This window comes from Streptomyces glomeratus (assembly GCF_021462825.1).
GTDB lineage: Bacteria > Actinomycetota > Actinomycetes > Streptomycetales > Streptomycetaceae > Streptomyces > Streptomyces glomeratus.
This window is the reverse complement of the sequence record NZ_JAKEEB010000027.1, coordinates 1-25,387: the sequence shown is the minus strand read 5'-3', so window position 1 is coordinate 25,387 and position 25,387 is coordinate 1. Positions and strand designations below refer to the sequence as shown.

The 25,387-nt window shown below is 71.7% G+C and carries 27 protein-coding genes and 3 pseudogenes; 14 read left to right on the top strand and 16 right to left on the bottom strand.

Annotated elements, in window-relative coordinates:
• Positions 1 to 65 precede the first annotated feature (65 nt).
• From LZ604_RS25730 to LZ604_RS25710, 5 genes and pseudogenes are all read left to right on the top strand, one after another.
• Positions 66 to 344 (top strand): hypothetical protein, encoded by a 279-nt coding sequence (locus tag LZ604_RS25730; protein WP_234517850.1) that lies wholly within the window; start codon positions 66 to 68, stop codon positions 342 to 344.
• Positions 345 to 706: 362 nt separating this feature from the next.
• On the top strand, positions 707 to 1,201 hold the full coding sequence (locus tag LZ604_RS25725) for an FBP domain-containing protein (RefSeq protein WP_234517849.1): 495 nt from the start codon (positions 707 to 709) through the stop codon (positions 1,199 to 1,201).
• A gap of 76 nt (positions 1,202 to 1,277) precedes the next feature.
• A complete protein-coding gene (locus tag LZ604_RS25720) occupies positions 1,278 to 2,555 on the top strand; it encodes an FUSC family protein (RefSeq protein WP_234517848.1) in 1,278 nt (425 codons plus the stop codon).
• A gap of 34 nt (positions 2,556 to 2,589) precedes the next feature.
• On the top strand, positions 2,590 to 3,642 hold the full coding sequence (locus LZ604_RS25715) for a hypothetical protein (RefSeq protein WP_234517847.1): 1,053 nt from the start codon (positions 2,590 to 2,592) through the stop codon (positions 3,640 to 3,642).
• Between the two features lie 127 nt (positions 3,643 to 3,769).
• Positions 3,770 to 4,965: pseudogene (locus LZ604_RS25710) on the top strand (lactonase family protein).
• On the opposite strand, the gene LZ604_RS25705 reads toward LZ604_RS25710, so the two are convergent.
• Positions 4,933 to 5,658 carry a DUF2470 domain-containing protein gene (locus tag LZ604_RS25705; protein WP_234517846.1) on the bottom strand — a complete coding sequence of 242 codons (726 nt, stop codon included), beginning with the start codon at positions 5,656 to 5,658 and terminating at the stop codon, positions 4,933 to 4,935. The pseudogene LZ604_RS25710 and the gene LZ604_RS25705 sit on opposite strands and share 33 nt — an antisense overlap.
• A gap of 123 nt (positions 5,659 to 5,781) precedes the next feature.
• Positions 5,782 to 6,390 carry a TetR/AcrR family transcriptional regulator gene (locus tag LZ604_RS25700; protein WP_234517845.1) on the bottom strand — a complete coding sequence of 203 codons (609 nt, stop codon included), beginning with the start codon at positions 6,388 to 6,390 and terminating at the stop codon, positions 5,782 to 5,784.
• A 130-nt stretch (positions 6,391 to 6,520) separates the two neighbouring features.
• Between LZ604_RS25700 and LZ604_RS25695 the strand changes: the two genes are divergently transcribed.
• A complete protein-coding gene (locus LZ604_RS25695; RefSeq protein ID WP_234517844.1) occupies positions 6,521 to 8,032 on the top strand; it encodes a cytochrome P450 in 1,512 nt (503 codons plus the stop codon).
• On the opposite strand, the gene LZ604_RS25690 is transcribed toward LZ604_RS25695, so the two are convergent.
• The 3 genes from LZ604_RS25690 to LZ604_RS25680 all read right to left on the bottom strand — a co-directional run bounded on the left by LZ604_RS25690 (position 7,994) and on the right by LZ604_RS25680 (position 9,705).
• On the bottom strand, positions 7,994 to 8,824 hold the full coding sequence (locus LZ604_RS25690) for a pentapeptide repeat-containing protein (RefSeq protein ID WP_234517843.1): 831 nt from the start codon (positions 8,822 to 8,824) through the stop codon (positions 7,994 to 7,996). The two genes, LZ604_RS25695 and LZ604_RS25690, sit on opposite strands and share 39 nt — an antisense overlap.
• A 108-nt stretch (positions 8,825 to 8,932) precedes the next feature.
• Positions 8,933 to 9,370 (bottom strand): SRPBCC family protein, encoded by a 438-nt coding sequence (locus LZ604_RS25685; RefSeq protein WP_234517842.1) that lies wholly within the window; start codon positions 9,368 to 9,370, stop codon positions 8,933 to 8,935.
• Positions 9,367 to 9,705 (bottom strand): ArsR/SmtB family transcription factor, encoded by a 339-nt coding sequence (locus LZ604_RS25680; RefSeq protein ID WP_234517841.1) that lies wholly within the window; start codon positions 9,703 to 9,705, stop codon positions 9,367 to 9,369. Before LZ604_RS25680 ends, LZ604_RS25685 begins: the two co-directional genes overlap by 4 nt.
• Before the next feature lie 95 nt (positions 9,706 to 9,800).
• Between LZ604_RS25680 and LZ604_RS25675 the strand changes: the two genes are divergently transcribed.
• The 3 genes from LZ604_RS25675 (at position 9,801) to LZ604_RS25665 (ending at position 11,213) form a co-directional block, all read left to right on the top strand.
• Positions 9,801 to 10,223, top strand: coding sequence for an SRPBCC family protein (locus LZ604_RS25675; protein WP_234517840.1), 423 nt, complete (start codon positions 9,801 to 9,803; stop codon positions 10,221 to 10,223).
• Between the two features lie 76 nt (positions 10,224 to 10,299).
• Positions 10,300 to 10,872: a TIGR03086 family metal-binding protein gene (locus tag LZ604_RS25670; protein ID WP_234517839.1), complete on the top strand. Its 573-nt coding sequence runs from the start codon at positions 10,300 to 10,302 to the stop codon at positions 10,870 to 10,872.
• Positions 10,873 to 11,018: 146 nt separating this feature from the next.
• Complete coding sequence (locus LZ604_RS25665) at positions 11,019 to 11,213, top strand: DUF5999 family protein (protein WP_234517838.1); 195 nt, start codon at positions 11,019 to 11,021, stop codon at positions 11,211 to 11,213.
• Between the two features lie 9 nt (positions 11,214 to 11,222).
• On the opposite strand, the gene sigJ is transcribed toward LZ604_RS25665, so the two are convergent.
• The 4 genes and pseudogenes from sigJ to LZ604_RS25645 form a co-directional block, all read right to left on the bottom strand.
• The gene (sigJ, locus tag LZ604_RS25660) at positions 11,223 to 12,116 is read right to left on the bottom strand and encodes an RNA polymerase sigma factor SigJ (RefSeq protein WP_234517912.1); all 894 of its coding nucleotides are present in this window, start codon (positions 12,114 to 12,116) and stop codon (positions 11,223 to 11,225) included.
• Positions 12,117 to 12,209: 93 nt separating this feature from the next.
• Positions 12,210 to 12,404 (bottom strand): annotated as a pseudogene (locus tag LZ604_RS25655) (PIG-L family deacetylase); the annotation flags it as partial.
• A 210-nt stretch (positions 12,405 to 12,614) separates the two neighbouring features.
• On the bottom strand, positions 12,615 to 13,916 hold the full coding sequence (locus LZ604_RS25650; RefSeq protein ID WP_234517837.1) for an alpha/beta fold hydrolase: 1,302 nt from the start codon (positions 13,914 to 13,916) through the stop codon (positions 12,615 to 12,617).
• A 132-nt stretch (positions 13,917 to 14,048) separates the two neighbouring features.
• Positions 14,049 to 15,074, bottom strand: coding sequence for a LacI family DNA-binding transcriptional regulator (locus tag LZ604_RS25645; protein ID WP_234517836.1), 1,026 nt, complete (start codon positions 15,072 to 15,074; stop codon positions 14,049 to 14,051).
• A gap of 185 nt (positions 15,075 to 15,259) precedes the next feature.
• Here LZ604_RS25645 and LZ604_RS25640 point away from each other — a divergent pair.
• The 5 genes and pseudogenes from LZ604_RS25640 to LZ604_RS25620 form a co-directional block, all read left to right on the top strand.
• Positions 15,260 to 15,760 (top strand): annotated as a pseudogene (locus LZ604_RS25640) (SDR family NAD(P)-dependent oxidoreductase); the annotation flags it as partial.
• 163 nt (positions 15,761 to 15,923) lie between these two features.
• Positions 15,924 to 16,679, top strand: coding sequence for a (Fe-S)-binding protein (locus LZ604_RS25635; RefSeq protein ID WP_234517835.1), 756 nt, complete (start codon positions 15,924 to 15,926; stop codon positions 16,677 to 16,679).
• A 31-nt stretch (positions 16,680 to 16,710) separates the two neighbouring features.
• Positions 16,711 to 18,195 carry a LutB/LldF family L-lactate oxidation iron-sulfur protein gene (locus tag LZ604_RS25630; protein ID WP_234517834.1) on the top strand — a complete coding sequence of 495 codons (1,485 nt, stop codon included), beginning with the start codon at positions 16,711 to 16,713 and terminating at the stop codon, positions 18,193 to 18,195.
• Position 18,196: 1 nt separating this feature from the next.
• Positions 18,197 to 18,841: a LutC/YkgG family protein gene (locus LZ604_RS25625; RefSeq protein ID WP_234517833.1), complete on the top strand. Its 645-nt coding sequence runs from the start codon at positions 18,197 to 18,199 to the stop codon at positions 18,839 to 18,841.
• Positions 18,842 to 18,863: 22 nt separating this feature from the next.
• A complete protein-coding gene (locus LZ604_RS25620) occupies positions 18,864 to 20,018 on the top strand; it encodes an ABC transporter ATP-binding protein (RefSeq protein ID WP_234517832.1) in 1,155 nt (384 codons plus the stop codon).
• Between the two features lie 49 nt (positions 20,019 to 20,067).
• On the opposite strand, the gene LZ604_RS25615 is transcribed toward LZ604_RS25620, so the two are convergent.
• From LZ604_RS25615 to LZ604_RS25585, 7 genes are all read right to left on the bottom strand, one after another.
• Entirely contained in the window at positions 20,068 to 21,003 is a 936-nt protein-coding gene (locus LZ604_RS25615; RefSeq protein ID WP_234517831.1) for an ABC transporter substrate-binding protein, read from the bottom strand.
• Positions 21,000 to 21,671: an ABC transporter permease gene (locus LZ604_RS25610; protein ID WP_234517830.1), complete on the bottom strand. Its 672-nt coding sequence runs from the start codon at positions 21,669 to 21,671 to the stop codon at positions 21,000 to 21,002. The genes LZ604_RS25615 and LZ604_RS25610 overlap by 4 nt, the downstream gene beginning before the upstream one ends.
• Positions 21,668 to 22,348, bottom strand: coding sequence for an ABC transporter permease (locus LZ604_RS25605; protein WP_234517829.1), 681 nt, complete (start codon positions 22,346 to 22,348; stop codon positions 21,668 to 21,670). The genes LZ604_RS25610 and LZ604_RS25605 overlap by 4 nt, the downstream gene beginning before the upstream one ends.
• Before the next feature lie 136 nt (positions 22,349 to 22,484).
• Positions 22,485 to 22,694 (bottom strand): hypothetical protein, encoded by a 210-nt coding sequence (locus tag LZ604_RS25600; protein ID WP_234517828.1) that lies wholly within the window; start codon positions 22,692 to 22,694, stop codon positions 22,485 to 22,487.
• Between the two features lie 87 nt (positions 22,695 to 22,781).
• A complete protein-coding gene (locus LZ604_RS25595; RefSeq protein WP_234517827.1) occupies positions 22,782 to 23,453 on the bottom strand; it encodes a UdgX family uracil-DNA binding protein in 672 nt (223 codons plus the stop codon).
• A gap of 349 nt (positions 23,454 to 23,802) precedes the next feature.
• The gene (locus LZ604_RS25590; protein WP_234517826.1) at positions 23,803 to 24,597 is read right to left on the bottom strand and encodes a SigB/SigF/SigG family RNA polymerase sigma factor; all 795 of its coding nucleotides are present in this window, start codon (positions 24,595 to 24,597) and stop codon (positions 23,803 to 23,805) included.
• Between the two features lie 322 nt (positions 24,598 to 24,919).
• Positions 24,920 to 25,387: alpha amylase C-terminal domain-containing protein (locus tag LZ604_RS25585; RefSeq protein WP_234517825.1), on the bottom strand; the 468-nt coding region annotated here is incomplete at its 5' end.

Here is a 25,387-nt window from a genome sequence, read left to right as displayed (position 1 = left end):
ATCTCCGTGAACGCCGAGCGGGTCGTGGAACCCGGCCCCGATGAGCCCGCCTAATATCCGGGGCCGTGGCGAAGACATTTGAGGAGATTGTGGAGATGCAGCGGGCGGCGAGCGAAGCGGAGACGAAGGCGGCGGGGCTGCGCGAGATGTACGGTCCGCCCACCGCCAGCGCATGGACCAAACGGCAATCCGACCTGTACGAGACCGCGATCCGTGCCTGGAGAGACCTCGACCGCGACCTTCAGATCGAGATCGCCGAGTACGCGAAGGAACACGGCAGGACACGGAGTGACGTCGAGACCCAGGTACACGCGCAGGCGGGCACACCGGAGGAGGGCGACTAGCGGACACCTGCGATCGCGGTGCCCTACGGCCCCTCGAAGTCGACCGGCTCCGGAAACTCGAAGCCGGGCTTCCCACACCGTCGTGTCCCGCCACTTCCGCTCCCGGAAACCGAGGGAGCCCACCGTCTGGCCGATCCCGGAAACCGAGGGAGCCCACCGTCTGGCCGATCCCGGGTCGGCCCGCATGCGTGGCCGGCTCGGGCCGGTGCGGCATATGAGCGTTCGCACTGTACGCCGACGATCTGCCGACCGCTCCGGAAAACCATTGGTTCCGCCCCGCCGCCCATCGCTAGCTTAGGCAGAATCCTAAGAGCCCTAGGTTTCCGGACCGGGTTCAGCGTCGTTCCGCAGAAGGACTTCTCATGAGACCGCTCACCGAGCAGGACATCCGCAACGCGTTCATCAACTGCTCGAAGGGAGAGGCGAAGCGGCTGGCGGTGCCCCGCGACCTCGGTGAACGCCCCTGGGACGACCTGGACTTCCTGGGCTGGCGGGACCCGGGAGCACCCGACCGCAGCTATCTCGTCACCGAGCGCGCCGGCCGTCTCGTCGGTGTCGCGCTGCGCTTTCCGTCCTCGCAGCGCGGTTTTCTGCACCGGAGCATGTGCTCGCTCTGTCTCACCACGCACCCGGGCAACGGCGTCTCCCTGATGACGGCCCGCAAGGCGGGCGCGGCGGGGCGCGAGGGGAATTCGGTCGGTGTCTACATGTGCACGGACCTCGCCTGCCCGCTGTACATACGCGGGAGGAAGGTGCCCGAGGGCGGCGGCCGTTTCGAGGAGAGCCTCACCCCGGAGCAGCAGATCGCCCGGATGATGGACAACCTGTCCGCGTTCCTGGACAAGCTGCACGCCTGAGCCGAACCGCATGTCGACGGGTGACCCTTCCCACTCATACGTTCGATGCCCAGGTGGAGAGGGAAGAGCGATAGGGATGCGAGATGTGCGTGAGGCATGGGCGAGGGTCACCGCCCGGCTGGTGAAATGGCGCCAGGTGCCCGAGGTCGTCCAAGCGGTTCGTTCGACCGCGGCCGCGACCGTCGCCTACGTGGTCGCCGTGCGCCTCAGCCCCGAGCCGGCCCCGCTCACCGCGCCCCTGACGGCCCTCCTGGTGGTCCAGGTGACTCTGTACGCGACGCTCACCAACAGTGTGCGCCGGGTGAACTCCGTGGTGGCGGGCGTCGTCATCGCCATCGGTTTCAGCATCCTGGTCGGTCTGACCTGGTGGAGCCTGGCCCTGATCATCCTGGCCTCGCTCGCCGTCGGCCATGTCGTACGGGTCAGCGAGTATGTGCCCGAGGTGGCGATCAGCGCCATGCTGGTCCTCGGGGTGACCCAGGTCGGCAGCACGGCCTGGGCCCGGGTCCTGGAGACCGTGATCGGCGCGGTGGTCGGCCTGGGAACCAATCTGTTCTTCGCTCCGCCGGTGTGGGTGAGCACCGCCGGAGAGTCCATCGAGGATCTGGCGCGCCGGATGCGGCAGCTGATGCTGCGCGTCGGCGAGCAGGCGGCGGGACCGGTCCCGGCGGCCCTGGCGACTGCACGGCTGTTCGAGGCCCGTCGGCTCGACCACGACATCGTCGAGGTGGACGCGGCGCTGCGGCAGGCCGAGGACAGTCTCAAGCTCAACCCCCGGGTCCGTGAGGGCCTGCTCCACCGGATCGTGCTGCGCACCGGTCTGGACACGCTGGAGATCTGCACCGTCGTGCTGCGGGTGATCGCCCGGACCCTCGCCGACCTGGCCAAGGAATGCGACCCCGACCCGCTGTTCGAGCCGGAGACGGGGGCGACGCTGGAGCGGCTGCTGTCCGAGATCGGCGACGCCGTGGTCAGCTTCGCGGTCCTCGTCACCACCGACGTCAGCCGCAGCGCCGAGTCCGCGGAGGGACGCCTCGCCGAGGAGCTGGTCACGGCGGGCGCGACCCGCGACAAGCTGGCCCAGTTGCTGCTGGAGAACGTGCAGCGGGACGCACGGCACTGGCATTTGCAGGGCGCCGTGCTGACCGAGGTCAACCGCATCCTCGACGAGCTGGACACCGAGCACCGCACCCGCCGCCTGCTGGAGGAGCTGGACCGCGGCGCCCGCGAGGAGCGCGAGCGGTACCCGCTTCTCACCAGGGTGCGGGAGCGCGTGCTGCGCCCAAGGCTCTCCAGGCTGCGCGATGTGCTCCGGGGCCGGAACCGTCCACGGCCGCCGGGGCGTTCCAGATGAGGAAGGGACGGACGGGCCGAAAAGAGGGGGGCGCATGGACGCGGCACGGATCGAAGGGAACACACTGCTGCTGCCGGGGGGTGTACGGGTCCGGTTCATGCGGACGCTGCGGCTGCCGGAGACGGGCACGCATCCGCTGCCGCCGGGGCTGGGCGAGTTCCCCGTCCGCCGGGTGGAGGACTACGCCCGGACGGTGCCCGGCGAGTGGCGTGCGCGCGGCGGGGTGATGCTGCCGGTGTATCTGCGTGAGGCCATGTGGCTGAGCTTCGGCGCGTCGGAACCGGCCGCCCTCCAGGTGGGCGTGGGCAAGGTGTGCGCCGTCTCCGGCAGGTCATGGAGCTCCCGCCTCACCCGGGATCCGCAGAACTACGTGGTGCTGCCGCGCCAGCCGTGGCTCGACGGGATCAACTCCGGCCGGGGCACGGTCCGCCAGTTCGTGGCGGTGCCTCTGGGGCTGGGGGCCACGGTCGAAGGGCAGGTCACCGGCGAGGAGGTCTGGGGCGGCGTGCAGTTGCAGGCCTTCCCGCTCCGGGAGGCCCCGCTCGCGAAGTGGCGTGAGGAGGAGCGGCGAAAGCGCGAGCGGGCCCTGGAGTTCGCCAGGGCCCGGGCGGCCTCGGGTCCGTACGCGGGCGCCCCGCCGGCCCCTGGCGCTCCGCCCGCGGCGCCCGCCATGGCCCGGGCCACGGGCGGTCCGCCGCCGAGCGCACCCGCGATGGGGCTGGGCGTCGGCGGCTCGATGCGCCAGGAGGTCTACCGGGACGACTGGCCGCGCGGCAGCTGGGCCAAGGAGCCGGCCGGGCGGGTGTTCGTGCATCTGGTGACGCCCCCGCAGTGGCGCAGGATCACGGGCGAGGCGCCCCCGCCGTCTCCGGTGGACCGTGCGGCGTACACAGAGGCGGGGCTCCCGTGGTTCGACTACTACGACCAGGACGGCCAGGACCTCGCGCCGACGGACACGCTCGGCGCGGTCAAGCCGGCCGGCGACTGGCTCGGGGACGACCACGAGCCGTGGCAGCAGCCGTCACCGCACCAGGTGAAGCCACTGGGCGACGCGCCGGGCCACCCGGTGGAGGACGGCGACTGGTGACCGCCGGTTGTTGCAGAATGCGCAACCCTCATTGCCTTTCTTGCACTTGACGGCCGGGACGGGCCATGGTGGCGGTCTCGGATGAGGCCGTCGATTCTCGAGGTGCGGGATGAGCAAGGGTGCGGACATGACACGGGCTTCGTCCGGCGGGGGCTGGAGCCGGCGTCGTTTCCTCGGCGCCGCCACGGCCGCGACCGCGGTGACGACGGTCGCGACACCCGCCGCGCCCGGACAGGCTTCGGACACCTCCCGGCCGGCTCCGGCCCGTACGCCCTCGGCACCGCGCCGTTCCTTCGGCCCCCGCGCGCTGTTCCTCGGCACGTCACCTCCGTCGAGGGCGACGGCCAGGGCATCGGCTTCGCGTCGTACGACCCGGAGAGCGGCAGGATCACCGGGTCCGGCACGCTGAGCGGCGTGCCCGACCCGTCGTATCTCGCGGCGCATCCCGACGGGCGCACGCTCTACGCGGTCGACGAGCGACAGGACGGTGCGGTGACGGCCGTGCGCCTGGACGGGCGCCGGATTCTGGGCGCCCGTGGCACGGGAGGGGCGGGCCCCTGTCATCTGTCGGTCCATCCGGGCGGGCGGTGGCTGCTCAGCGCCAACTACCTCTCGGGCAGCGTGGCGGTTCACCCCATCGATCCCTCGGGCGCGCTGGGCGAGCGCACCGACCTCGTCACGCACTCCAGCCCGCCACCGGGTCCAGGGCAGCAGGGGCCGCACGCCCACCAGTTCCTCACCGGCCCCGACGGGGACCATGTGCTGGCCGTCGACCTGGGCACGGACACCGTCTACACCTACCGTCTCGACCCCTCCCGGGGCACGCTCACCGAGGTCTCCCGGGCGCGGACCCGGCCGGGCGCAGGGCCCCGGCATCTGACGTTCCACCCCGGCGGTCGCTTCGCCTACCTGGCCAACGAGGTCGACAACACGGCCGTCGTCTGCGCCTACGATCCCCGGACCGGGCGCCTCACCCCGGGCGAGCCTCAGTCCACGGGCACGGGCGAGGGAACGAGCTATCCGGCCCAGTTCGTGGTGACGGCGGACGGGTCGTACGCCTACCTCGCCAACCGTGGCCACAACAGTCTGACCCGATATGCCGTCGAGGCGGGCGGCGCCCGGCTGCGGCTGCTGGACACGGTGCCGGTGGGCGGTGACTTCCCGCGTCATATTGCGCTCTCCCCGGACGGGCGGCTGCTGTTCGCGGCGAACCAGCGCTCCGGCACGGTCAGTGTCTTCCACGTCGACCGTGCGAGCGGTGGGTTGCGGCTCGCGGGCGAGCCGTTCGCCTCACCGGTCGCCGTCTGTGCGCTGCCGCTGTAGCGTCCGGGGGCAGGCGGCCCGCTGGGCCTGGGCGAGCAGCACATGCATGCGCTCGGTCAGCTGGGCGGCGTCATCGGCGGGCCGGTGGAACGTAAGACGTACGTCGCCATGGCCTCGCGCCCGCTCGATACGCAGCGTCAGCCCGTGGCGGTCGACGGCGAGCGGCTGGACGCGTACCGCGCCGTGAAGGCTGCCGGGCTCGACGAGACGGGTGAGCCGCTCCACCGTCTCGGGGTGGGCGTCGGCGAGATGGGTGAGCAGGCCGGCCTCGGCCGCGGCGAGCGGGTCGGGGCCGGCGGCCGCGTACTCGCCGGGGTCCACGGCGACGACGCCGTTCGCCCGGCGCAGCGCGATACGCGTCGGCCTCAGGACCAGGTTCCCCTCTTCGGGTACGAGGGAACCGGCGAGCCACAGCCGGGCGCGGATCCGGGACCGTACCGGGACCGGCGCGACATCGGCGAATTCCAGTACCGCGGACGGCTCTCCGCGCGGGGCGCAGAGCGCGACGGCGTGCAGCGTGCTGTCCTCGGGCAGATGCAGCAGTACCCGGCCGTCCGCCAGCACGGTGTGTGCGCCGACGAGTTCCTCCCGGCCTCCTTCCGCGGTCACCGCGCAGGACCATGCCGCGGCCGGCACGGATCGGGCGCGCTCCGCCGCGGCAGGCGCGGCCGTCCAGGCATGACGGTCAGCCATTCCCAACCTCCTTAGGTAAGCCTTGCCTAACCTAGCGGAGATCGGGATGTGCGCCAACCAGGCCCGGCACACAACGGCCGCGGCCCCCGACACTTCGCGACACAGGGACGGCGGGCGCCCGCCTCAGGAGGCGATGACACCCCACAACGCGCGGGCGCACAGATCACGCACCTGGTCCCGGGACAGGGCGGCCCCCCTCAGCCACTCCAGGCACACGGCCGTCGTGAAGGCCAGCCAGCCGCGCACCGCGATCCTCACGCCGGGTCGCTCCAGGACGGCCGCTCCGAACTCGGGATCCGCCGCGAGCGCCGCCAGGATCTGCCGTTCCTGCGCCGCCAGTGACCGCTGATAGACCCTCCGCACCGCCTGGTCCCCCGCCGCGTCCGCGCGATGGAAGGCACGGAAGCCGTGCGCGTGCTCCTCGACGTACGCGAGGAACGTGTCCAGAGAGGCGGCGAGCTGATCGCGCACCGGAACCCCGGGGACGGCCTCCGTCATCCGCAGCATCCGCTCGCTCTCGCGCTCCACGACCGCCGCGAAGAAGTCACGCTTGGTCGGGAAGTAGTGGTACAGCAGCCCGCGCGAGACCCCGGCGATCTCGGCGACCTGCTCGATCCACACCTCGTCGTAGGGGCTCTCCGAGAACAGCCGCGCCCCGACCGCGAGGAGCTGCTCCCTGCGTTCCCCGGTGCTGAGCCGGCGGCGCGTGCGCTCCCCCTGGTTCGCGGCCATGACCGCACTCTACTTGACGCGGGTTCAACGACGGGACGAGACTGAAAACGCTATTGAACCCACGTACAACATGCCCGTCGGCCCTGCTCGGCCGGGGCCCGGCCTGCGTTGCATCAAGGGAGATGGCGTCATGGCGGAGACGACGGCGACCGCGCTTCCGAGGGGTTTCCGCAGCGCGCGACTGGGCTGGCCGCAGCTGGACCGCATCCCTCACCCGCCGCACCGGCTCCCGTTCGTCGGAGACGTACTCGGCGCCGACCGCCGCAGGCCGCTGCAGGACTCGATGCGCTACGGCCGTCTGCTCGGCCCCATCTTCCGGAGGAAGTACTTCAGCCGGGAGATCGTCTTCGTGTGGGGCGGGCGCCTGGCGGCCGATCTCGCCGACGAGTCGCGTTTCGCCAAGCATGTGGGCCTCGGGGTCGCCAATCTCCGGCCGATGGCCGGGGACGGGCTGTTCACGGCGTACAACGACGAGCCCAACTGGCAGCTGGCGCACGACATCCTGGCCCCCGGCTTCAGCCGGGAGGCGATGGCGGGCTACCACCCGATGATGCTGGACGTGGCCGAGCGGCTGCTGGACCGCTGGGACGCGGAGCAGGCCGGGGGCCGGCCCGTGGACGTGCCCGGGGACATGACCAAGCTGACGCTGGAGACCATCGCGCGGACCGGCTTCGGCCATGACTTCGGCTCCTTCGAGCGCTCCCGGCCGCATCCCTTCGTGACCGCCATGGTCGGCACGCTGACGTTCGCGCAGCGCCGCAACGTCATCCCCGGGCCGCTGAGCTCACTCCTGCTGCGGGACGCCGCCCGGCGCAACGAGGTGGACATGGCCTATCTGAACCGCACGGTGGACGACCTCGTACGCGCCCGGCGCACCGGCGCCGGAAGTGGCGACCTGCTCGACCGGATGCTGGAGACCGCGCATCCGCAGACCGGGGAGCGGCTGGCGCCCGAGAACGTCCGCAGGCAGGTGATCACCTTCCTGGTGGCCGGGCACGAGACGACCTCGGGAGCGCTCTCCTTCGCCCTGCACTATCTCTCCCGGCACCCGGACGTCGCCGCGCGCGCCCGGGAGGAGGTGGACCGGGTGTGGGGTGACGTCGCCCGGCCCGGCTACGAGCAGGTCGCCAGGCTGCGGTATGTGCGCCGGGTCCTCGACGAATCCCTGCGCCTGTGGCCGACCGCTCCCGCCTACGCGCGGGAGGCGCGGGACGACACTGTGCTGGACGGCGTCCATCCGATGCGCCGGGGCGCCTGGGCCCTGGTCCTGACGCCCCTGCTGCACCGGGATCCGGAGGTGTGGGGCGCGAACGCGGAGCGGTTCGACCCGGACCGGTTCGAGGCGGGCGCCGTACGGGCGCGCGCCGCGCACACGTTCAAGCCGTTCGGGACGGGGGCGCGGGCCTGCATCGGGCGGCAGTTCGCGCTGCACGAGGCGACGCTGGTGCTGGGGCTCCTGCTGCGCCGCTACGAGCTGCGGCCGGACCCGGCCTACCGGCTGCGGGTCGCGGAGCGGCTGACGGTGATCCCGGAGGACCTCCGGCTGCATCTCGACCGGCGGGCCGCCCCGCCGCGTGCGCCGGCGGCCTTCCCCGACACACCGTCAGAGGTGCGCTGCCCAGTGACCGGGGCGCGCGACTGACGCCGGGAGCCTGGTGCCCGCGCCGCCCCGGGCGGCGTTGATCTGGGGCTGGGTCAGAAAGAGAGCACCGGTCAGATCGGCGTCGGTGAGGTCCGTGTCGCGCAGGTCGGCACCGATGAGATCGGCGCCGCGCAGATCGGCACCCGTGAGGTCGGCGGCTATGAGGCAGGCGCCACGCAGACTGGCACCCCGAAGATCGGCGCCCTTCAGTCGGGCGCCGATGAGGTCGGCGCCCCGCCGGTCCTTGGTGCGGCGCCCCGCACCCGAGCGCACCAGCTCACTGGCGCGCAGCAGCAGCACGTTGACCTCCTGCCGGTGCGCCGCCACATCCAGCCGCCCCAGTTCTTCCGGGGTCCGCCGGGTGAGCCGCTCGGTCTTCTCCCGCATGCGGCGGAGGTCGGCGTGGACCGGCCGGGCGGCGGGCAGGGTGAGCGCTTCGGCCACGTACCACAGCAGTTCGTGGAGTTGGCGCACCACGGGGAACACGTCGAACATCCGCCGTGCGTGCTCCGGGCCGCCCGACCTCCAGTCCTGCCCACCGAAGGTGACCTGGGAGACCTTCTGCCCGGCACCGAAGCAGTCGTAGACCGTGCAGCCGGAGAAGCCGCGCTGCCGGAGCTCGGTGTGGACGCCGCAGCGGAAGTCGTCCCGGAGGTTCCGGCAGGGGGTGCCGGCGTCCTTGTCGATGGCGAAGTCGGCCGAACGGGCGAAGGGCAGCGCGACACAGCACAGAGCGAAGCAGCGGCTGCAGTCGGCGCGCAGGTCGGAGGGGGCGACTGGGGTGGCGTGCATGACGTTCACCCTAACGACCTCGGCCGTTGCCGCAGAAACCCGTTTCGGGGAGGGCCCCGGCGGTTGCACGGGCCGGGCGGGGCGCCGAACCGGCCGTTCCCCGCCGGCTCACATCCAGTCGTCGGGCCCCGGGTCGCCGCCCGCCGACACCGTGGTGAGCCGGTCGACGTAATGCACCCAGCCCTCCTCGTGCGCGGCGCACGCCTCCGGGGAGGGCAGGTCCCGGTGGACCAGGCGCAGCAGGGTCCCGGAGGCGACCGGCTCGAGGGTGATCTCAACGGTGGTCGAGCCGGGCGGCACGGGCATCCCGCCCTCCGCCCAGCCCCAGGTGAAGACCAGCCGTGTGGGCGGGTCGATCTCGAGGAAACGGCCCTCCGCGACGTTCTCACCGGTGACGGTCGTGCGATAGGCGCCACCGGGCTCGAAGGCGAACTCGCCGTCCTTGCCCATCCAGGACAGCCACCTGTCACGGTCGGTGAAGAAGGAGAACACCGTCTCGGGCCGGGCGGCGATGAGCCGTTCCACGGTGACCACGTTCGCGTTCAAGGGCTCGCCCCTTCGGAGTGTCCGGGCCCCCCACGCTCCACCCGCTCGGCCGCCTCCGCCAGCTCGGCCAGTGTGTCCAGCTTCGCGGCCCACATGGACTGCAGATAGTCGGCCAGTGGGCCCATGGCCTCACGGTCGGCACGGTAGAAGCGCTTCTTGCCTTCCTGGCGCAGCGTAACCAGGCCGGAATCGCGCAGCACCTTGAGGTGCTGCGAGACGGCCCCGAAGGTGACGTCGAACCGCTCGGCGATCTCGCCCGCGGACAGCTCCGCGTCCCAGACCAGGCGCAGGATCTCGCGCCGTCTGGGTTCCGCGACCGCTCGCACCGCATCCATGGACGTCATTTTAGCCACCGCTACAGCTTGCCATCGAGCGCTTCGTCATTTTAGTCTTCACTAAATTGATCGCAACGACGGAAGGAACACACGTCATGGCTGACATCGCGATGCAGCTGCACATCGAGGCCGACCCGCACACCGTGTACACGGCGATCTCCACGGCCGAGGGCATCTACGGCTGGTTCACCACGACCGCCACCGCCGAGGAGGGCGTGGACGGCGTGCACGAACTGCGCTTCCCCGGTGTGCCGGAGCCGTGGCGACTGCGCATCACGGAGGCGGAGCCCGGCAGGCGGCTCGTCCTGGCCGGCGAGAACGGCCCCTGGACCGGCACCGTCCAGAGCTATGAGGTGCTGCCCCGCCCGGAGGGCGGCGTCACCCTGCGCTTCACCCACCGCGGATTCCCCGCCGTCGACGACGCCTACCGGGACTTCACGTACGGCTGGGCGACGAAGTTCGCCCAGCTCACGACCTACGCCGAGCAGGGCGAACCCGTGCCCTTCTTCACCGGCTGAGCCGGCACCCCCCGCGGCCCGACCGCACCGACCCCCGCCGGACGCACCGGCACGCCACCCCCGAGGAAGGAACCCCATGAACGCCCGGCACAGCACGCTGTACCCCGCCCTCAAGGAATGCGCCGACGCCGTCGCGGCCACGGCCTCCGGCATCCGCACCGAACAGCTCGACGACCGCACCCCCTGCGAGAAGTTCACCGTCGCCGAACTCCTCGCCCACCTGGGCGGGACCCTGTCCTCCTCCGCCCGGGCCGCCCGCAAGGAACCGCAGCCGCGCGAGGGCCTGTCCCAGGCGATGTCGCCGGCGGCCGTCGCGGAGTCCGCCGCCCTGGCCGCCACGGCGTGGGCCGACCCGGCGGCGTACGAGGGTGTCACCGAGTTCGGCACCGGAGAGATGCCCGCCTCCTTCGCGGCCGCCATCACCCTGCAGGAACTCGCCCTGCACGGCTGGGACCTGGCCCGCGCCACCGGCCGGCCGTTCATCGTCAGCGAGGAGACCGCACGGGTCACTCTCGGCGTCGTCGAACAGATCGCCGAACAGGCCCGGGCCACCGGTGGCTACGGGGCGCCCGTGCCCACCGCGGCCGACGCCCCCGCCTTCCACCGTGCGCTCGCGACCAGCGGGCGGGAGCCTGAGTGGAACGACTGACCGCTTGTACCTGGGCACCGCGCCACGGCTGCCCCGAAGGGAAAGCTCACCGTTGAGTTTCCTGCCCTGTGGTGGTCCTCTCATCCGTACGAAAACAAACTCCGCTACCACGGAGACACACCGTCGTACGACCCTGGAGAGACGTCATGTGCACGCACCTTCCTCCGTGTCCGTCGGCCGACCGCCCCGACCACGACGCCGCGGTGATCGTCTCCGCCCATCCCGAGCAGGGCTGGAACCTGCTGTGCAACGGCACCATCGTCTTCGACGACACCGGCGAACTGCTTCCTGACGGAAGGGCGGTGGCTCCGCTGCGCGTGGCGGAACGGACCGGGGTCTGACCCCGCGGGTCAGGCCGCCGGTGCCGCAAGGCCCAGCCGCTCCAGCCGCTCGGGGTCCGACAGGATGTAGATGCCGGTGATCCTGCCGCCGACGACGGTGATGCCCATGACCGATATGAGCCGGCCCTCGGGCTCCGTGACCAGCCCGATCGCGCCGTTGACCAGGGCGAGCCGGGCGTATGCGGAGTACTGCCGGAACATGAGCGCCCCCTTCGCCACGGTCGTCGCGCCGCGCACCACCTTGGACGCGGCCACGCCGGACACCAGGGGGCCGGAGTCGGCCCGCAGCACGACCTCCGGGTCGAGGACGGCGACCAGGGCCTCGAAGTCACCCGCGCGCGAGGCCGCGAGGAACGCCTCCACCGCCTCACGCTGCCGTGCCGGATCCGGATCGGACGCGGGCTCCGCGCTCTGCACCCGGCGGCGGGCGCGGCTGGCGAGCTGCCGGGTCGCGGCGGACGTGCGCCCCACGATGGGAGCGATGTCGTCGAAGGGCACGGCGAACATGTCGTGCAGGACGAAGGCCAGTCGCTCGGCGGGCTCCAGTGTCTCCAGGACGACGAGGAGGGCAAGCCCGACCGAGTCGGCGAGCAGCATCTCCTGTTCGGGGTCGACGCGCCCCAGGGGCGTGACGACGGGGTCCGGGACGAAGGTGTCGGCCATGGGTTCCTCGCGGCGTGCCGCGCGCGAGCGCAGCATGTCCAGGCAGATCCGGCCGACCACGGTGGTGAGCCAGCCGGCCAGGTTCGTCACCTCGCTCACGTCGGAGCGGCTCAGCCTCAACCAGGTCTCCTGCACCGCGTCCTCGGCCTCGCCCAGCGAGCCGAGCATCCGGTAGGCGACGGCTCTGAGGTGCCCTCGCTGCGTCTGGAAGCGTTCGGCCAGCAGTTCCTTGTCGTCCATCGATCCCCGTTTCGAGAAGCCGTCTGCGTGGGCTGCGGAAACGATGGAAGCACGGCTTCGACACCCCGTCGGAGCCGTGACCGGCCGGTGGCCGAAAAGCTCCAACGCCACGGCCGGTTTGCCACCGAATCGCTCGCTCACCGCCTCTGCACGGGAGGTCAGGAAGGACCGTGCGTACGTCTCCGGGTCCTGATCGGTCAACGCCTCGACGTACGTGCGGTGTTCCGGCAGCGACCGCACCGCGCGCTCCGGGCCCGGTGCCGCCTCCACGGCATGGCCCGACGTCGAGGGACGGGTCCGCACACGGCGGGCTCCGGTGAGTCGACGCCCGTCTCACCGCGCGTCGCAAGCACATACGCGATCTCTCGGGTCGTCCCGCGGCTCCGTCATGGCCGCAGACCGGCGGCGCCCGCCCTGCCGGGGGTGCGGTGGGCGTGGAGCGCCCGTGCATCAGGGGTCAGGGAGGCACCGCGCCCGGTCCGCGGCCCGGTTCTCGGGTCAGACCTCGTCCCGCGTCAGCGCCAGCAGACGGTCGAGGACGCGGGGGCCGCCCGCGCGGACGCCGTCGTGTTCGAACTCGTCCGTCACCCAGGTGCGCAGTCCGCGGATCGAGCGGGCCGTCTCCAGGGCGTGCGCGGTGTCGACGTACATGTCGTCGTGGTAGATCGCCGCGGCCACCGGCACCTCGTTGGCGGCGAGGCGGGCCGGGTCGTACAGCGGCGTCCAGTCGGTGCGCTCGGCCAGCAGGTGCGCGGTCTCGCGCAGCGGGCGCAGCGCCGGGTCGGTGTCGAACATCCAGGGGTGCACGGATTCCCCGGTGAACAGCACCGGGTCTTCGCCCGCCAGCGCCTTCGCCGCGTCGAACTGCGGGAACTCCGCCCGTACCCGCTCCGCGGACCAGGCGGTGGGACGGCCGTCCTGGCCGTAGATCGCCTCGTGGACGAGCGCGTACAGGGGATGGCCCGCGTACGACAGGAGAGCCTGTACCTCCTCCTGGAAGGAGTCCGAGAGCGCGAGGCCCCGCGCGGTGCGCACAAAGGCGTTCTCGAGGAGGAAGTGGAGGCGGTGGCTGCCCTCGCCGCCGCCGAGGAGAATGCCGAGGGACTGGAACGCCTCGGCGGTGAGCCGGTAGCCGCCGTTCAGCACGGGCTCGTGCCGGAGCAGGTACTCGGCGATTCGGCGGGCGCGTTCCACGTCCTGCGGGTAGCGCGTGTAGTGGGCGGCGACCTTTCGTTCGATGCGGGGGTACGCGGCCCGGTAGACGTCGTCCGCGTGCGCGTCCAGGGAGGGCAGCCCACCGGTGATCACGGCAGCGCGCAGGCCCTCGGGGGCCGTCGAGAGGTAGTTCACGGTGCAGAAGCCGCCGAAGCTCTGCCCGAGGACGGTCCATGGGGCGCCGCCGGTGAGCCGGGCACGGATGGCCTCGCAGTCGCGGACGATGGAGTCGGCACGGAAGCGGGTGAGGTAGTCCGCCTGCTCACGGGGCCCTCCGCGTAGCGGGAGCGTCTGGCGGTTGGCGGGAGTGGAGGCGCCGGTGCCCCGCTGGTCGAGGAGGAGGACGCGGTACTCCTCCAGTGCGCGGCCCAGCCAGGCCTGCTTTCCGATGAAACGGTTCGCCCCGAAGCCCGGACCGCCCTGGAGGTACACCAGCCAGGGCAGGTCGGCGTCCGCCTTGTCGCTCGCGACGGCCTCTCGCGCATACAGCTCGATCGTCTCCCCGTCGGGGGTGTCGTGGTCGAGGGGCACGGTGAAGCGCCGGTCGGTGAGGACGACACCGGGCTGGCGGTAGCTGAGAGTCAACGGGGCTCCCGAGACGGACGGATGCAGTCTCGCCCCAGTTCAGCACACGGTCCGGCGCCGTACGCGCCCGGGATCGAGAAGGGCTTGCTGAACGGCAGCCCAGCCGGCGGCGGGCTCCCGCACGGGAGCGGTTCAGCGGGCCGCCAGGCTGGAGCGGCGCACCACCAGTTCCGGCTGGAGCACGACCCGCCGGTGCTCGTGCCGGCCGTCCGGCGACCCCGCCCGGGTCTCCTCCAGCAGAAGCTCCGCGGCCAGCGTGCCCAGGGTGACGGCGGGCTGTCGTACGGAGGTGAGGGGCACGGCGGCCGCAGCGGCGAACTCGATGTCGTCGTAGCCGACGAGGGCAAGGTCCTCGGGGACGCTCACCCCGGCCGCGTAGAGGGCCTGCAGGACTCCCAGCGCGAGCAGGTCGTTGGCGCAGAAGACGGCGGTCGGGCGGTCGGCGAGCCCGAGGAGCCGGGCCCCGGCGTCCCGGCCCGCCGCGACGTCGAGGCGCTCGGTGGGCAGCTCCCGCAGCGCCTCGGGGCCCAGTCCGGCCTCGGAGAGCGCGTTCAGGGCGCCGGTGCGGCGATCCCTGATCCGGTGGAGTCCGGGCGGCCCGCTGACGTAGGCGATGGTGCGGTGCCCGGCGTCGACGAGATGCCGCACGGCCAGGGCGCCGCCCGTCACATCGTCGACCGAGACCGAGCACTCCGTGGTGCCCTCGGCGACCCGGTCGACCAGCACGAACGGAATGCCGTGGCGACGGAACGCCTCGATGTTGCGGCCGGTCGCGTCGGCAGGTGTGAGCAGCACGCCGCGCACCCGCTGCTCGGCGAAGAGCGACAGGTATTCGGCCTCCTCGGCGGGGCTCTGCGCGCTGTTGCAGACCATCACGCCGAGCCCGGCCTCGCGGGCGGCACGCTCGGCTCCGCGGGCCACGTCCACGAAGAAGGGGTTGCCCATGTCGAGGACGAGCAGCCCCATGATCCGGCTGCGCCCGGCCCGTAACTGCCGCGCCGACTCGCTGCGGACGTAGCCGAGGCGGTCGATCGCGGACAGCACGCGTGCGCGGGTCTCGGAGGCGACGGTCTCGGGACGGTTGATGACGTTCGAGACGGTGCCCACGGAGACTCCGGCGACGCGGGCGACATCCTTGATACCCACCGACTGGGCCATCGGGCGGGGACCTCCAGGGCTCTGTGGGCGGCGGAGAAAACACCTCACATTACCTGCGCTGCCTGCCACTTCCGCCCGGCTCGGCGGCGCGGTCATGCCCGGATCGGGGACTCGACGACGTGCCCGGAGCACCACCGGGCAAGAGGGCCCTGGCCGTAGGGCAAGCGGAGCAGCACCCTGGGGGCATGACAACCACACCGATCACCGGAGCGGACAAGGGCCTCGGCTTCGAGACCGCGCGACGGCTCGTCGAGGCGGGGCACACCGTCTACCTGGGCAGCCGGGATCCCGAGCGCGGACGCCGGGCCGCCGGGCGGCTGGGCGCGCGGGCGGTCCTGCTCGACGTGACCGACGACGCGTCGGTCGCGGCCGCGGCGAAGAGCATCGAGGCCGACGGCGGACTCGACGTCCTGGTCGACAACGCCGGTATCGAGAGCCGGACGCGGGACGGGGGTGTGGTCGGCGCGGCGGAGGTGACCGCCGATGTGATGCGGACGGTGTTCGAGACGAACGTGTTCGGCCTGGTCCGCGTCACCCACGCCTTCCTGCCGCTGCTGCGACGGTCGGCCGCCCCCGTGGTGGTCAACGTCAGCGGCGGCCTGGCGTCGCTGAGCAGGGTCACCGCCGAGGACACGCCCGCATACGGCTACCCGGGTGTCGCCCACCCGGCGTCGAAGGCGGCGGTCATGGGCCCTCTTCCCCGGTGAGGACACAGACAACGACGGGCGCGGCGATGTGCGGGCCGGGAGCGCGCGAGGCGACACGGCGCCGTGGGGCGGCCCCTCCCCTCCCCGCGCCACGTCCGCGCATTACCCTGCACGCGTCCCATGACCGACCGGAGGAGCCGCGATGCGCGTCGCTCTGTTCCTGACCTGTGTCAACGACACGCTCTATCCGGACACCGGGCGTGCCGTGGTGAGACTCCTGACCAGGCTGGGCGTCGAGGTCGATTTTCCGCCGGCGCAGACGTGTTGCGGCCAGGCCCACTACAACACCGGTTACCGGCATGACGCCGAGCCGCTCGCGGTGCAGTTCTCCGATGTGTTCCGGGGGTATGAGGCGATCGTGACCCCGTCCGGGTCCTGCGCGGCGATGGTGCGGGAACTGTACCCGCGGATGGGTGAGCGGGCGCGGGCCGAGGGCCGCGGGGACGCCCTCGCGGCCACGGTGGCGCCCGTCGCCGCGAAGACCTACGAGCTGACCGAGTTTCTGGTGGACGTGCTGGGGGTGACGGACGTGGGGGCGTACTACCCGCATCCGGTGACCTACCACCCGACGTGCCACGGGCTGCGGAGCCTCCGGCTCGGCGACCGCCCCGTGCGGCTGCTGCGGGCCGTCAAGGGACTGGAGTTGATCGAGTTGCCCGGCGCCGAGGAGTGCTGCGGCTTCGGCGGCACCTTCGCCGTGAAGAACGCCGACGTCTCCTCGGCCATGGGCGTCGACAAGGTGCGCAACGCCGAGTCCACGGGCGCGGAGGTGCTCTGCGCGGCAGACAACTCCTGTCTCATGCACCTCGGCGGCACGATGACGCGGCTGCGCGTCGGCATGCGGCCGGTGCACATCGCGGAGATCCTGGCGAGCACGGAGAAGGAGCCGCTGGTATGAGCGTCGTCGACCGGGTGAGGGGGCGCAGCGCATGAGTGGAACGTTCCTCGGGATGCCGGCGTTTCCCGAGGCGGCTCGGAAAGCCGTCGCCGACGAGACACTTCGCGGGAACCTGCGTCACGCCACGCACACCATCCGCGCCAAGCGGGCCAGGGCCGTCTCGGAGTTGTCCGACTGGGCGGCGCTGCGGGAGGCGGGCAAGCGGATCAAGGACCACACACTGCGTCATCTCGACCGCTACCTGATCCAGTTGGAAGAGGCGGTCACTGCGGCCGGGGGCACCGTCCACTGGGCCGCGGACGCTCACGAGGCGAACCGGATCGTCGCCGAACTGGTGAAGGCCACAGGCGAGTCGGAGGTCGTGAAGGTCAAGTCCATGGCCACGCAGGAAATCGGCCTGAACGAGGCGCTCGAGGCCGAGGGGATCCGGGCGTACGAGACCGATCTCGCCGAGCTGATCGTGCAGTTGGGCGGAGACCGGCCGTCGCACATCCTGGTTCCGGCCATCCACCGCAACCGCGGCGAGATCCGGGACATCTTCCGCTCCCGGATGGGCGCGTGGGGCCGGCCGGCTCCCGAGGATCTCACCGACTCGCCCGCCGAACTCGCCGAGGCGGCACGGCGGCACCTGCGCGAGAAGTTCCTGCGGGCCAAGGTCGCCGTCTCCGGTGCGAACTTCATGGTCGCGGAGACGGGCACGCTGGTGGTGGTCGAGTCCGAGGGCAACGGGCGAATGTGCCTCACCCTGCCCGAGACGCTGATCTCGGTCGTCGGCATCGAGAAGATCGTGCCGACCTGGCGGGACCTGGAGGTGTTCCTGCAGACGCTGCCCCGCTCCTCGACGGCCGAGCGTATGAACCCCTACACGAGCATGTGGACGGGCACCACGGGCTCCGGCACGGCGGACGTCCCCCGGGCCTTCCATCTGGTCCTGCTGGACAACGGGCGCACCGACACGCTCGCCGACCAGGTCGGCCGTCAGGCGCTGCGCTGTATCCGCTGCTCGGCGTGTCTCAACGTCTGCCCGGTGTACGAACGGGCGGGCGGCCACGCCTACGGCTCGGTGTACCCGGGGCCGATCGGCGCCATCCTCAGCCCTCAACTGCGGGGAACCGGAAGCGAGATCGACGCCTCGCTGCCGTACGCCTCGTCGCTGTGCGGCGCCTGTTACGACGTGTGCCCGGTCGCCATCGACATTCCGGAGGTGCTGGTGCATCTGCGGGAGCGCGTCGTGGAGGGCGGTCCCGTGACACGGGCGGGCAACAAGGTCGTGCTGAAGCCGGCGAAGGGACACGCCGCCGAGCGGGCGGTGATGCGGGCGGCACGCTGGGCGTTCAGCCACCCGGGAGCGCTGCGCGCGGGTCAGCGCCTGGCGTCGCGCTCGCGCCGCTTCCACCCGCGGACGCTGCCGGGCCCCGGCAGGGCGTGGAGCGCGAGCCGGGACCTGCCGGCGCTGCCCGCGGAACCGTTCCGCGACTGGTGGCAGCGCACACACGGAGGGAAGGAGGCGAGGTGAGGTGAGCGGAAGCAGGGAGCTGATCCTGGGCCGGGTACGGCGCGCGCTGGCGGACGTACCCGAGGACGAAACGCCGTACGAGCAGGCCGTTCCCCGGGACTATGGGGAGCGGCACGGCGAGCGCACCCCGGCGGAGACGGTGGATCTGCTCGCGGAGAATCTCGCGGACTACCGGGCGATCGTGCACCGCACGAACGCCCCGGGCCTGCCGTCGGTGCTTGCCGGTCTTCTCGCGGCGCGGGGCGCGCGGACCGTGCTGGTACCGGCGGGACTGCCGTCCCACTGGCTCACGGGCGTCGAGCAGGTAGCCGACCGGGCGGAGAGCACCCCGTACGAACTCGACCGCGTCGACAGCGTGGTCACCGGCTGCGCGGTCGCGATCGCCGAGACCGGCACCCTGGTGCTGGACGGCTCGCCGGACCAGGGGCGCCCCCGCATCACCCTGGTGCCCGACCATCACATCTGTGTCGTACGCGTTCCGGACCAGGTCGTGTCGTCCGTGCCCCAGGCCCTGCGGCGGCTCACCCCGACACGCCCTATGACCTGGATCTCCGGGCCCTCCGCGACCAGTGACATCGAGCTGGAGCGCGTCGAGGGGGTGCATGGTCCGCGCACCCTGGAGGTGGTGCTGATGAGCGAGGCGTGACCCGGGCCGTTAGCGTGAGGGAATGATCCGGTTCGAGCAGGTCGGCAAGCGGTATCCGGACGGTACGACGGCCGTCGACGGCCTGTCCTTCGAGATCTCCGAGGGCGAACTGGTCACGCTCGTCGGACCGTCCGGCTGCGGCAAGACGACCACGATGATGATGGTCAACCGGCTGATCGAGCCCACCTCGGGACGGATCTTCGTGGGCGGCGAGGACGTCGCGACCGTCGACCCGGTGCGGCTTCGGCGCCGGATCGGCTATGTGATCCAGCAGGTCGGGCTGTTCCCGCACCGGACCGTGCTGGACAACACCGCGACCGTGCCCTGTCTGCTCGGCTGGAGGAAGGCGAGGGCGCGGGCGCGCGCGGCCGAGCTGCTCGACCTGGTGGGCCTGGACCCGAAGACTTACGGGCCGCGCTACCCGGACCAGTTGTCCGGCGGTCAGCGGCAACGGGTGGGGGTGGCACGGGCGCTGGCCGCCGATCCGCCGGTGCTGCTGATGGACGAACCGTTCGGGGCGGTCGACCCGGTGGTGCGGGAGCAGTTGCAGGAGGAGTTCCTGCGGATGCAGACGGCCGTGCGCAAGACGGTGCTGCTCGTCACGCACGACATCGAGGAGGCGGTCCGGCTCGGCGACCGGATCGCGGTGTACGGGCAGGGGCGGATCGAGCAGTTCGACACGCCGGGGGCGGTGCTGGGCGCGCCCGCGACGCCGCGTGTCGCCGAGTTCGTGGGGGCGGACCGGGGCCTGAAGCGGCTGTCGGTGACCGTGATCGAGCCGAGCGATCTGGAGCAGCCGCCGGTCGCACGGCTCGACGAGCCCGCCGGGCCGGCGGCTGCCCGGCTGCGCGGGCAGGGGGCACGCTGGGCGGTCGTGCTGGACACCGCCGGCGATCTGCACGGCTGGGCGGGCGTCGACGAGCTCGCCGGGGGTGGCCTGGTCGGTGACCACGCGCACCGGATGACCTCCTGGGTGGCGGTGGGCGCTCCGCTCAAGCAGGCGTTCGCGGTGATGCTCCAGCATGACGCCGGCTGGGTGGCGGTGCTGGACGGGCGACGGTTCCTGGGGGTCCTGACACCCGCCAAGCTCCATGAGGCCCTGCGCCGCTCGGTGGACGCGGACGCGCGGGGCGTCTCGCGGCGCGAGGTGCCTTACGAGTCGGTGGCCGACGCGTGACGGAGCCCCGCCGTCGGCGCGTCCGGCCGGCCGGGGACGTCGCACGCCGTCACTTCAGCAGGCCCTTGTCCTCGAGATAGGCACGGGCCACGTCCCCCGGAAGCCGCCGCCGGCTGTCGACCTGATCGTTCATCGACGCCAGATCCTGCGTGGTGAGAACAGGGTTGAGGGCACCGAGCGCCTTGGTGACGCGAGCGCCGCCCGCCCGGGAGCGGCCCACGACCGGGACGACGTGGTCCGCGTTCTGCAGATGTCTGTCGTCCGCGAGCAGGACGAGCCCGAACGCGTCGAGGGTCGCGTCCGTGGTGGTGGTGAGCACCACCTGGTCCCGTCCGCTCTGCACGGCCCGCTTGGCCTGGGTGGTACCGACGCCCTTCGGGTCGACACCGATGACGTCGATGCCGTACACCTTCCTGAGCCCTGGTGCGCAGTACGGTCGCCGCACGCACTCGTCGCCTGCCGCCAGCCGTACCTTCAGACCGGATCCGCCGAGGTCGCTCAGCGTCCTCAGGCGGTGCTCACGGGCGTACACCCGGGTCACCGCGAAGGCGTTCCGGTCGACCGCCCGCCCGGGGTCGAGGACGGTGAGACCACGGGGCGCCGCGAGTCTGCGCAGGGCCTTCATCGTGGTGCCGAGGTCCGGCGAGCCGACGGGCGGGGCGTCGGGGCCGTGGGTCCTGGCGTTGAGCCAGTCCGCGAAGGTGGCCGCGAACTCGGGGACGACGTCGATCCGCCCGGACTCCAGGGCGGGTTCGTACAGCTCGCGGTTGGCGACGGTGATCAGGGACGTCGTGAAGCCGGCGTGGTCCAGCAGCAATGCGTACATATGGGCGAGCACGTCGCTCTCGGTGAAGCCTGCGGAGCCGACGGTCAGATGCCTGCCGTCGCCGGGCGGCGCGGTGACCCGGCCGCGTGTCTCCAGGGACGGGCCCGTGGCGCAGCCGACGGCGAGGAGCAGGACCGCGGCCGCCGCGTGCCGTCTCATCGTGAGCCTCCGGCCCGCAGCGGGACCAGCCGCTCGACGGACTCGAAGACCCCCTCGACGATCAGTGCCAGCACCGCGACCAGGAGCGCCCCGGCCACCACCTGCGGAGTGCTCGCCAGGTTGAAGCCCGCGGTGATGATCCGGCCGAGTCCGCCTCCGCCCGCGAGCGCGGCGATGGTGGCGGTCGCGACGAGCTGTACGGCGGCGATCCGTACCCCGTTCACCATCATCGGAAGCGACAGGGGAAGTTCCACGCGCAGCAGCGTCTGCCGGCCGGTCATCCCCATCCCCCGCGCCGCCCGCACCACACTGCGGTCGACCTGGCGCATGCCGACGTAGGCGTTGGTGAGCAGAGGCGGTACGGCGAACAGGACGAGGGCTGCCACGGTGGGCCCCTGTCCCCAGCGGCCCATCGGGGTGAGCAGCAGAAGCACCAGCACGGCGAAGGTGGGCACGGCACGGCCGGCGTTGGAGAGGTTGACGGCGAGCGCGCCGCCGCTGCCGAGGTGCCCGAGGACAAGAGCGACCGGCAGGGCGATCACACAGCTGATGATCAGACAGCCGAGGGTGAGGAGGACGTGCTGCGCCAGCCGGTGCCCGATGCCGTCGTCGCCCGCCCAGTGGACGGGGTCGATGAGCCAGTGCCAGGTCTCGCGCAGGGTCCTCATCCGCGTGCCGCCCTCGCCCAGGGGGTGATCAGCCGCTGGACGCCGAGCAGCAGCAGATCGGCGGCCACGGCGATCAGCACACACAGCACGGACGCGGTCAGCACCTGTGCCTTGAAGTAGGTGTTCATGCCCGCGTAGATCAGGTTCCCGAGTCCGCCGAAGCCGACGATCGCGCCGATGGTGACCAGGGAGATCGCGGAGACCGTGGCGATACGGAGCCCGGCCATGGCGGCGGGCAGCGCCAGCGGGAGTTCCACGGTGACCAGCAGCCGGATCGGTCCGTATCCCATGCCGTGGGCGGCCCGCCGGGTCTCCTCGGGGACGGCGCGCAGTCCCGCGAGGATGTTCCGGACCAGCAGGGTGAGCGAGTACAGGACGAGACCGGCGACCACCAGGGTGGGTGACAGCCCGTACAGGGGCAGCAGCAGCGAGAACATCGCCAGGGACGGAACGGTGTACAGGATGGTGGTGACGGCGAGGACGGGCCCGGCGATCCCGGCCCAGCGGCGCGCCAGCAGGGCGAGCGGCACGGCGATGACGAGAGCGATGAGCACGGAGGCCGCCGTCAGTTGCAGATGCTGGGCCACCGCGTCGAGAAGGATGTGGCGGCGGGTGCGCAGATACGCGCCGCAGATCCACTCGTTGCGGGCGAGGCAGTCGTCCGGGGGCACGGTCACGCGTCCATTGCACCGGGTGGGCGAGGAGGCCCGCAGGTCGTGGTGACCCGTCCGGGGGGCGGCGGGCGTCGCCGCCGAGGGGTTCCCCGGCCGGATCCGTGCCCCCGGGGATCGCCTGGTTCGTCGACGGGTCCGGTCAGGAGTCGTCGCCGGAGGGATGGCCCTCGGCGGTGTTGCGGTTGGCGCGTGGGCTCGGTGTGATCGGGTCGCCGGCCCCGCCCCCGGTGTCCCGGGAGATGCCGGTGTCGTCCTCGAGTTCCTGCTGCTTCGCCTCTTCGAGCAGCTCTTCGGTGGCGGTACGGGTCGGCTTCTTGCGCCGGCTCAGGCGCTGCAGAAGGGTACGCATGGCGGGCGGGTACCCGGAGATCGGCCGTCCAGGCGGGGCGATCACGGTGCGGCCGTCACACGCGAGGGCCGGGACATGGGCCTCGGATCACGCGCGGCGATGCCCGTTCAGCGCTCGCGCCACCACCCTCAGGTCCGTGACGAGACCGGCGTACGCGGCCTCCCGGTCGTCGGCGCGCAGGATCGCCGAAGGGTGCACGGTCGCGACGACGTACTGTTCCTCGTCGGTGCCGGGCATCGGCAGCAGGCTCCCCCGGTCCTTGGTCACCCGGAACGAGCCGCCGAGCAGCGCCTTGCCCGCCGTGGCGCCGAGGGCCACCACGACCTCCGGACGGACCAGCTCCAGTTCCGCGCGCAGCCACGGCTTGCACGCACTCAGCTCGCGCAGGCTCGGCGCCTTGTGGATACGCCGCTTGCCTCGTTCGGGAACGACGGTGAACTTGAAGTGCTTGACCGCGTTGGTGACGTACGCCGTGCCGCGGTCGATGCCCGCCTCCTCCAGGGCCTTGTCCAGCAGGCGTCCGGCCGGCCCGACGAAGGGCTCGCCCTGCCGGTCCTCCTGGTCGCCGGGCTGCTCTCCGACCAGCACGACCCGGGCGGAGCTGTCCCCCTTGCCGAACACCGTCTGGGTGGCGTTCTCGTACAGGGGGCAGCCCCGGCAGTCCGCGGCCGCGCGCCGGTAGGCGGCCAGTCCCCCTTCGTCCGGCAGGAAGGGGGTCGCGTCATAGGCGCTCGCCCGGGTGTCGTCGGAACGGCTCATGCCTGCCTCACCTCCGGGCCCGCTGTGCCGGCCCGGTCCTCGGGGTACCCCTTCCCCCGGCTCGCACACGTCCGGCGGGCCCTGTCCGGGACGGGTCGATGATCTCCGGTCAATAACCTTTCGGTTCCCTTCCGTTGTCCCGTGGGCGGCGTGTTTCAAATACCCTCTCACGGATAGTCCGGAAGGAGCGGCGCACTGCCTAGCCGTTCCCGGGAGGGTTCGGCAGTGAGCCCGCCGCAAACGGCCGTCCGGTCGACGATTCGCCGAGCCGGGCGGCCGGATGCAGTCCTTCACAGGCGCGGGCCCTGATAGTGCGGATCGGGGCCGGGAAGGATCAGGATCGGCCTTGTCAGGGGATATCGGCAAGAGCCTCTTCGCGTACGCGCGCGCAGCAGCCGCTGAGCAGACGTGAGACATGCATCTGGGAAATACCGAGTTGGTCCGCTATGCGGCTCTGGGTCATCCCGCGGAAGTACCGCAGGTAGAGGATGGTGCGCTCGCGCTCCGGCAGCGACCGCAGACACGGCTTGACGGCCTCACGGTCGACGATCAGGTCGTACCCGGAGTCCGAGTCGCCCAGGGCGTCACCCAGTGCGTATCCGTCGTCGCTGCCCGAGACCTCGGCGTCCAGGGAGAGGGCGGTGAAACTGTCCATGGCTTCCAGGCCGACCCGGACGTCCTCCTCGCTGAGGTGGGCGTGCTCGGCGATCTCGGCGAGTGTGGGGCCGTGCCCCGGGCTCTCCTGGGATATCTCCTTGACCGCCGCCCGTACCCGATTGCGCAGGTCCTGGACTCGGCGGGGCACATGGAGCACCCACATGTGATCGCGGAAGTGACGCTTGATCTCGCCGGTGATGGTGGGGATGGCGTAGCTCTCGAAGGCATAGCCCCGGGCCGGATCGTAGCGGTCGACCGCCTTGACCAGCCCCAGAGCCGCCACCTGGCAGAGGTCCTCGACCGACTCGCCCCGCCCTCGGTAGCGCCGGGCGATGCGATCGGCCATCGGCAGCCAGGACCGGACGATCTCGTCGCGCAGTGTCCGGCGCTCGGGACCCTCGGGCAGCTCACACAGGCGCGCGAAGGCGTCGGTGGTGTCGGGGGCGTCATCATGGGGGTGTTGCTTGGACTTCACCGCGATGCGCATGGTGCTCTTCAACTCCCTCAAGGGGCTGACTGGGCAGTCACCGTGGGAAGGCGCATTCACAGACCGCAAGGGGAGACACACACACCCGGAATCTGCTGGGCCAGTTTCCACGGAGGTGCCTCCTGTCCGAAGCACTCATAACGAGCCATTCCCGCTATTTCCGACGCCAAACCATTCACGAGAAACGTTTCATGGATCGCCGGTGGGGCCGATGGTGACGGCCGGCAATCCCGTCGTTTCGATAGGTGACGGGGAAAAGTGCCCGAGTGGGGAAGTGCGCGAGTGAGCGGAATTCTATGCGCCCGGGGAATATCCCGGGAATTTATTGCCCCCCATCGGAGGGACATCCGGTGACGGGAACCAGCCACAGGGTGGCGAGAGGAGGGAGCGTGAGACGGATGCCGCGCCCCGGGCCGACCCCGGGCGTCACGGGGCCCGCGTCGTGGATGTCACTGCCGCCGTAGCGGGCCGCGTCGGTGTTGAGGACCTCGTGCCAGGCCGGCACGTCGTCGGGCACGTCCAGGTGATAGTGGTGGCGGACGACCGGCGAGAAGTTGGACACCGCGAGCAGGGGTGTGCCCTGGGCGTCGAAGCGCAGAAACGCGAAAACGTTGTCGTCGGCCGCATCGCAGACCACCCAGCGGAAGCCCGAGGGGCGGGTGTCGCGCTGCCACAGGGCGGGAGTCCGGCGGTAGACGGTGTTCAGCTCGCGGACCAGGTCGCGCACGCCCCGGTGGTCGGCCGCGGCTCCGTAACCGGTATCCAGCAGCCACCAGTCGGGGCCGTGCGC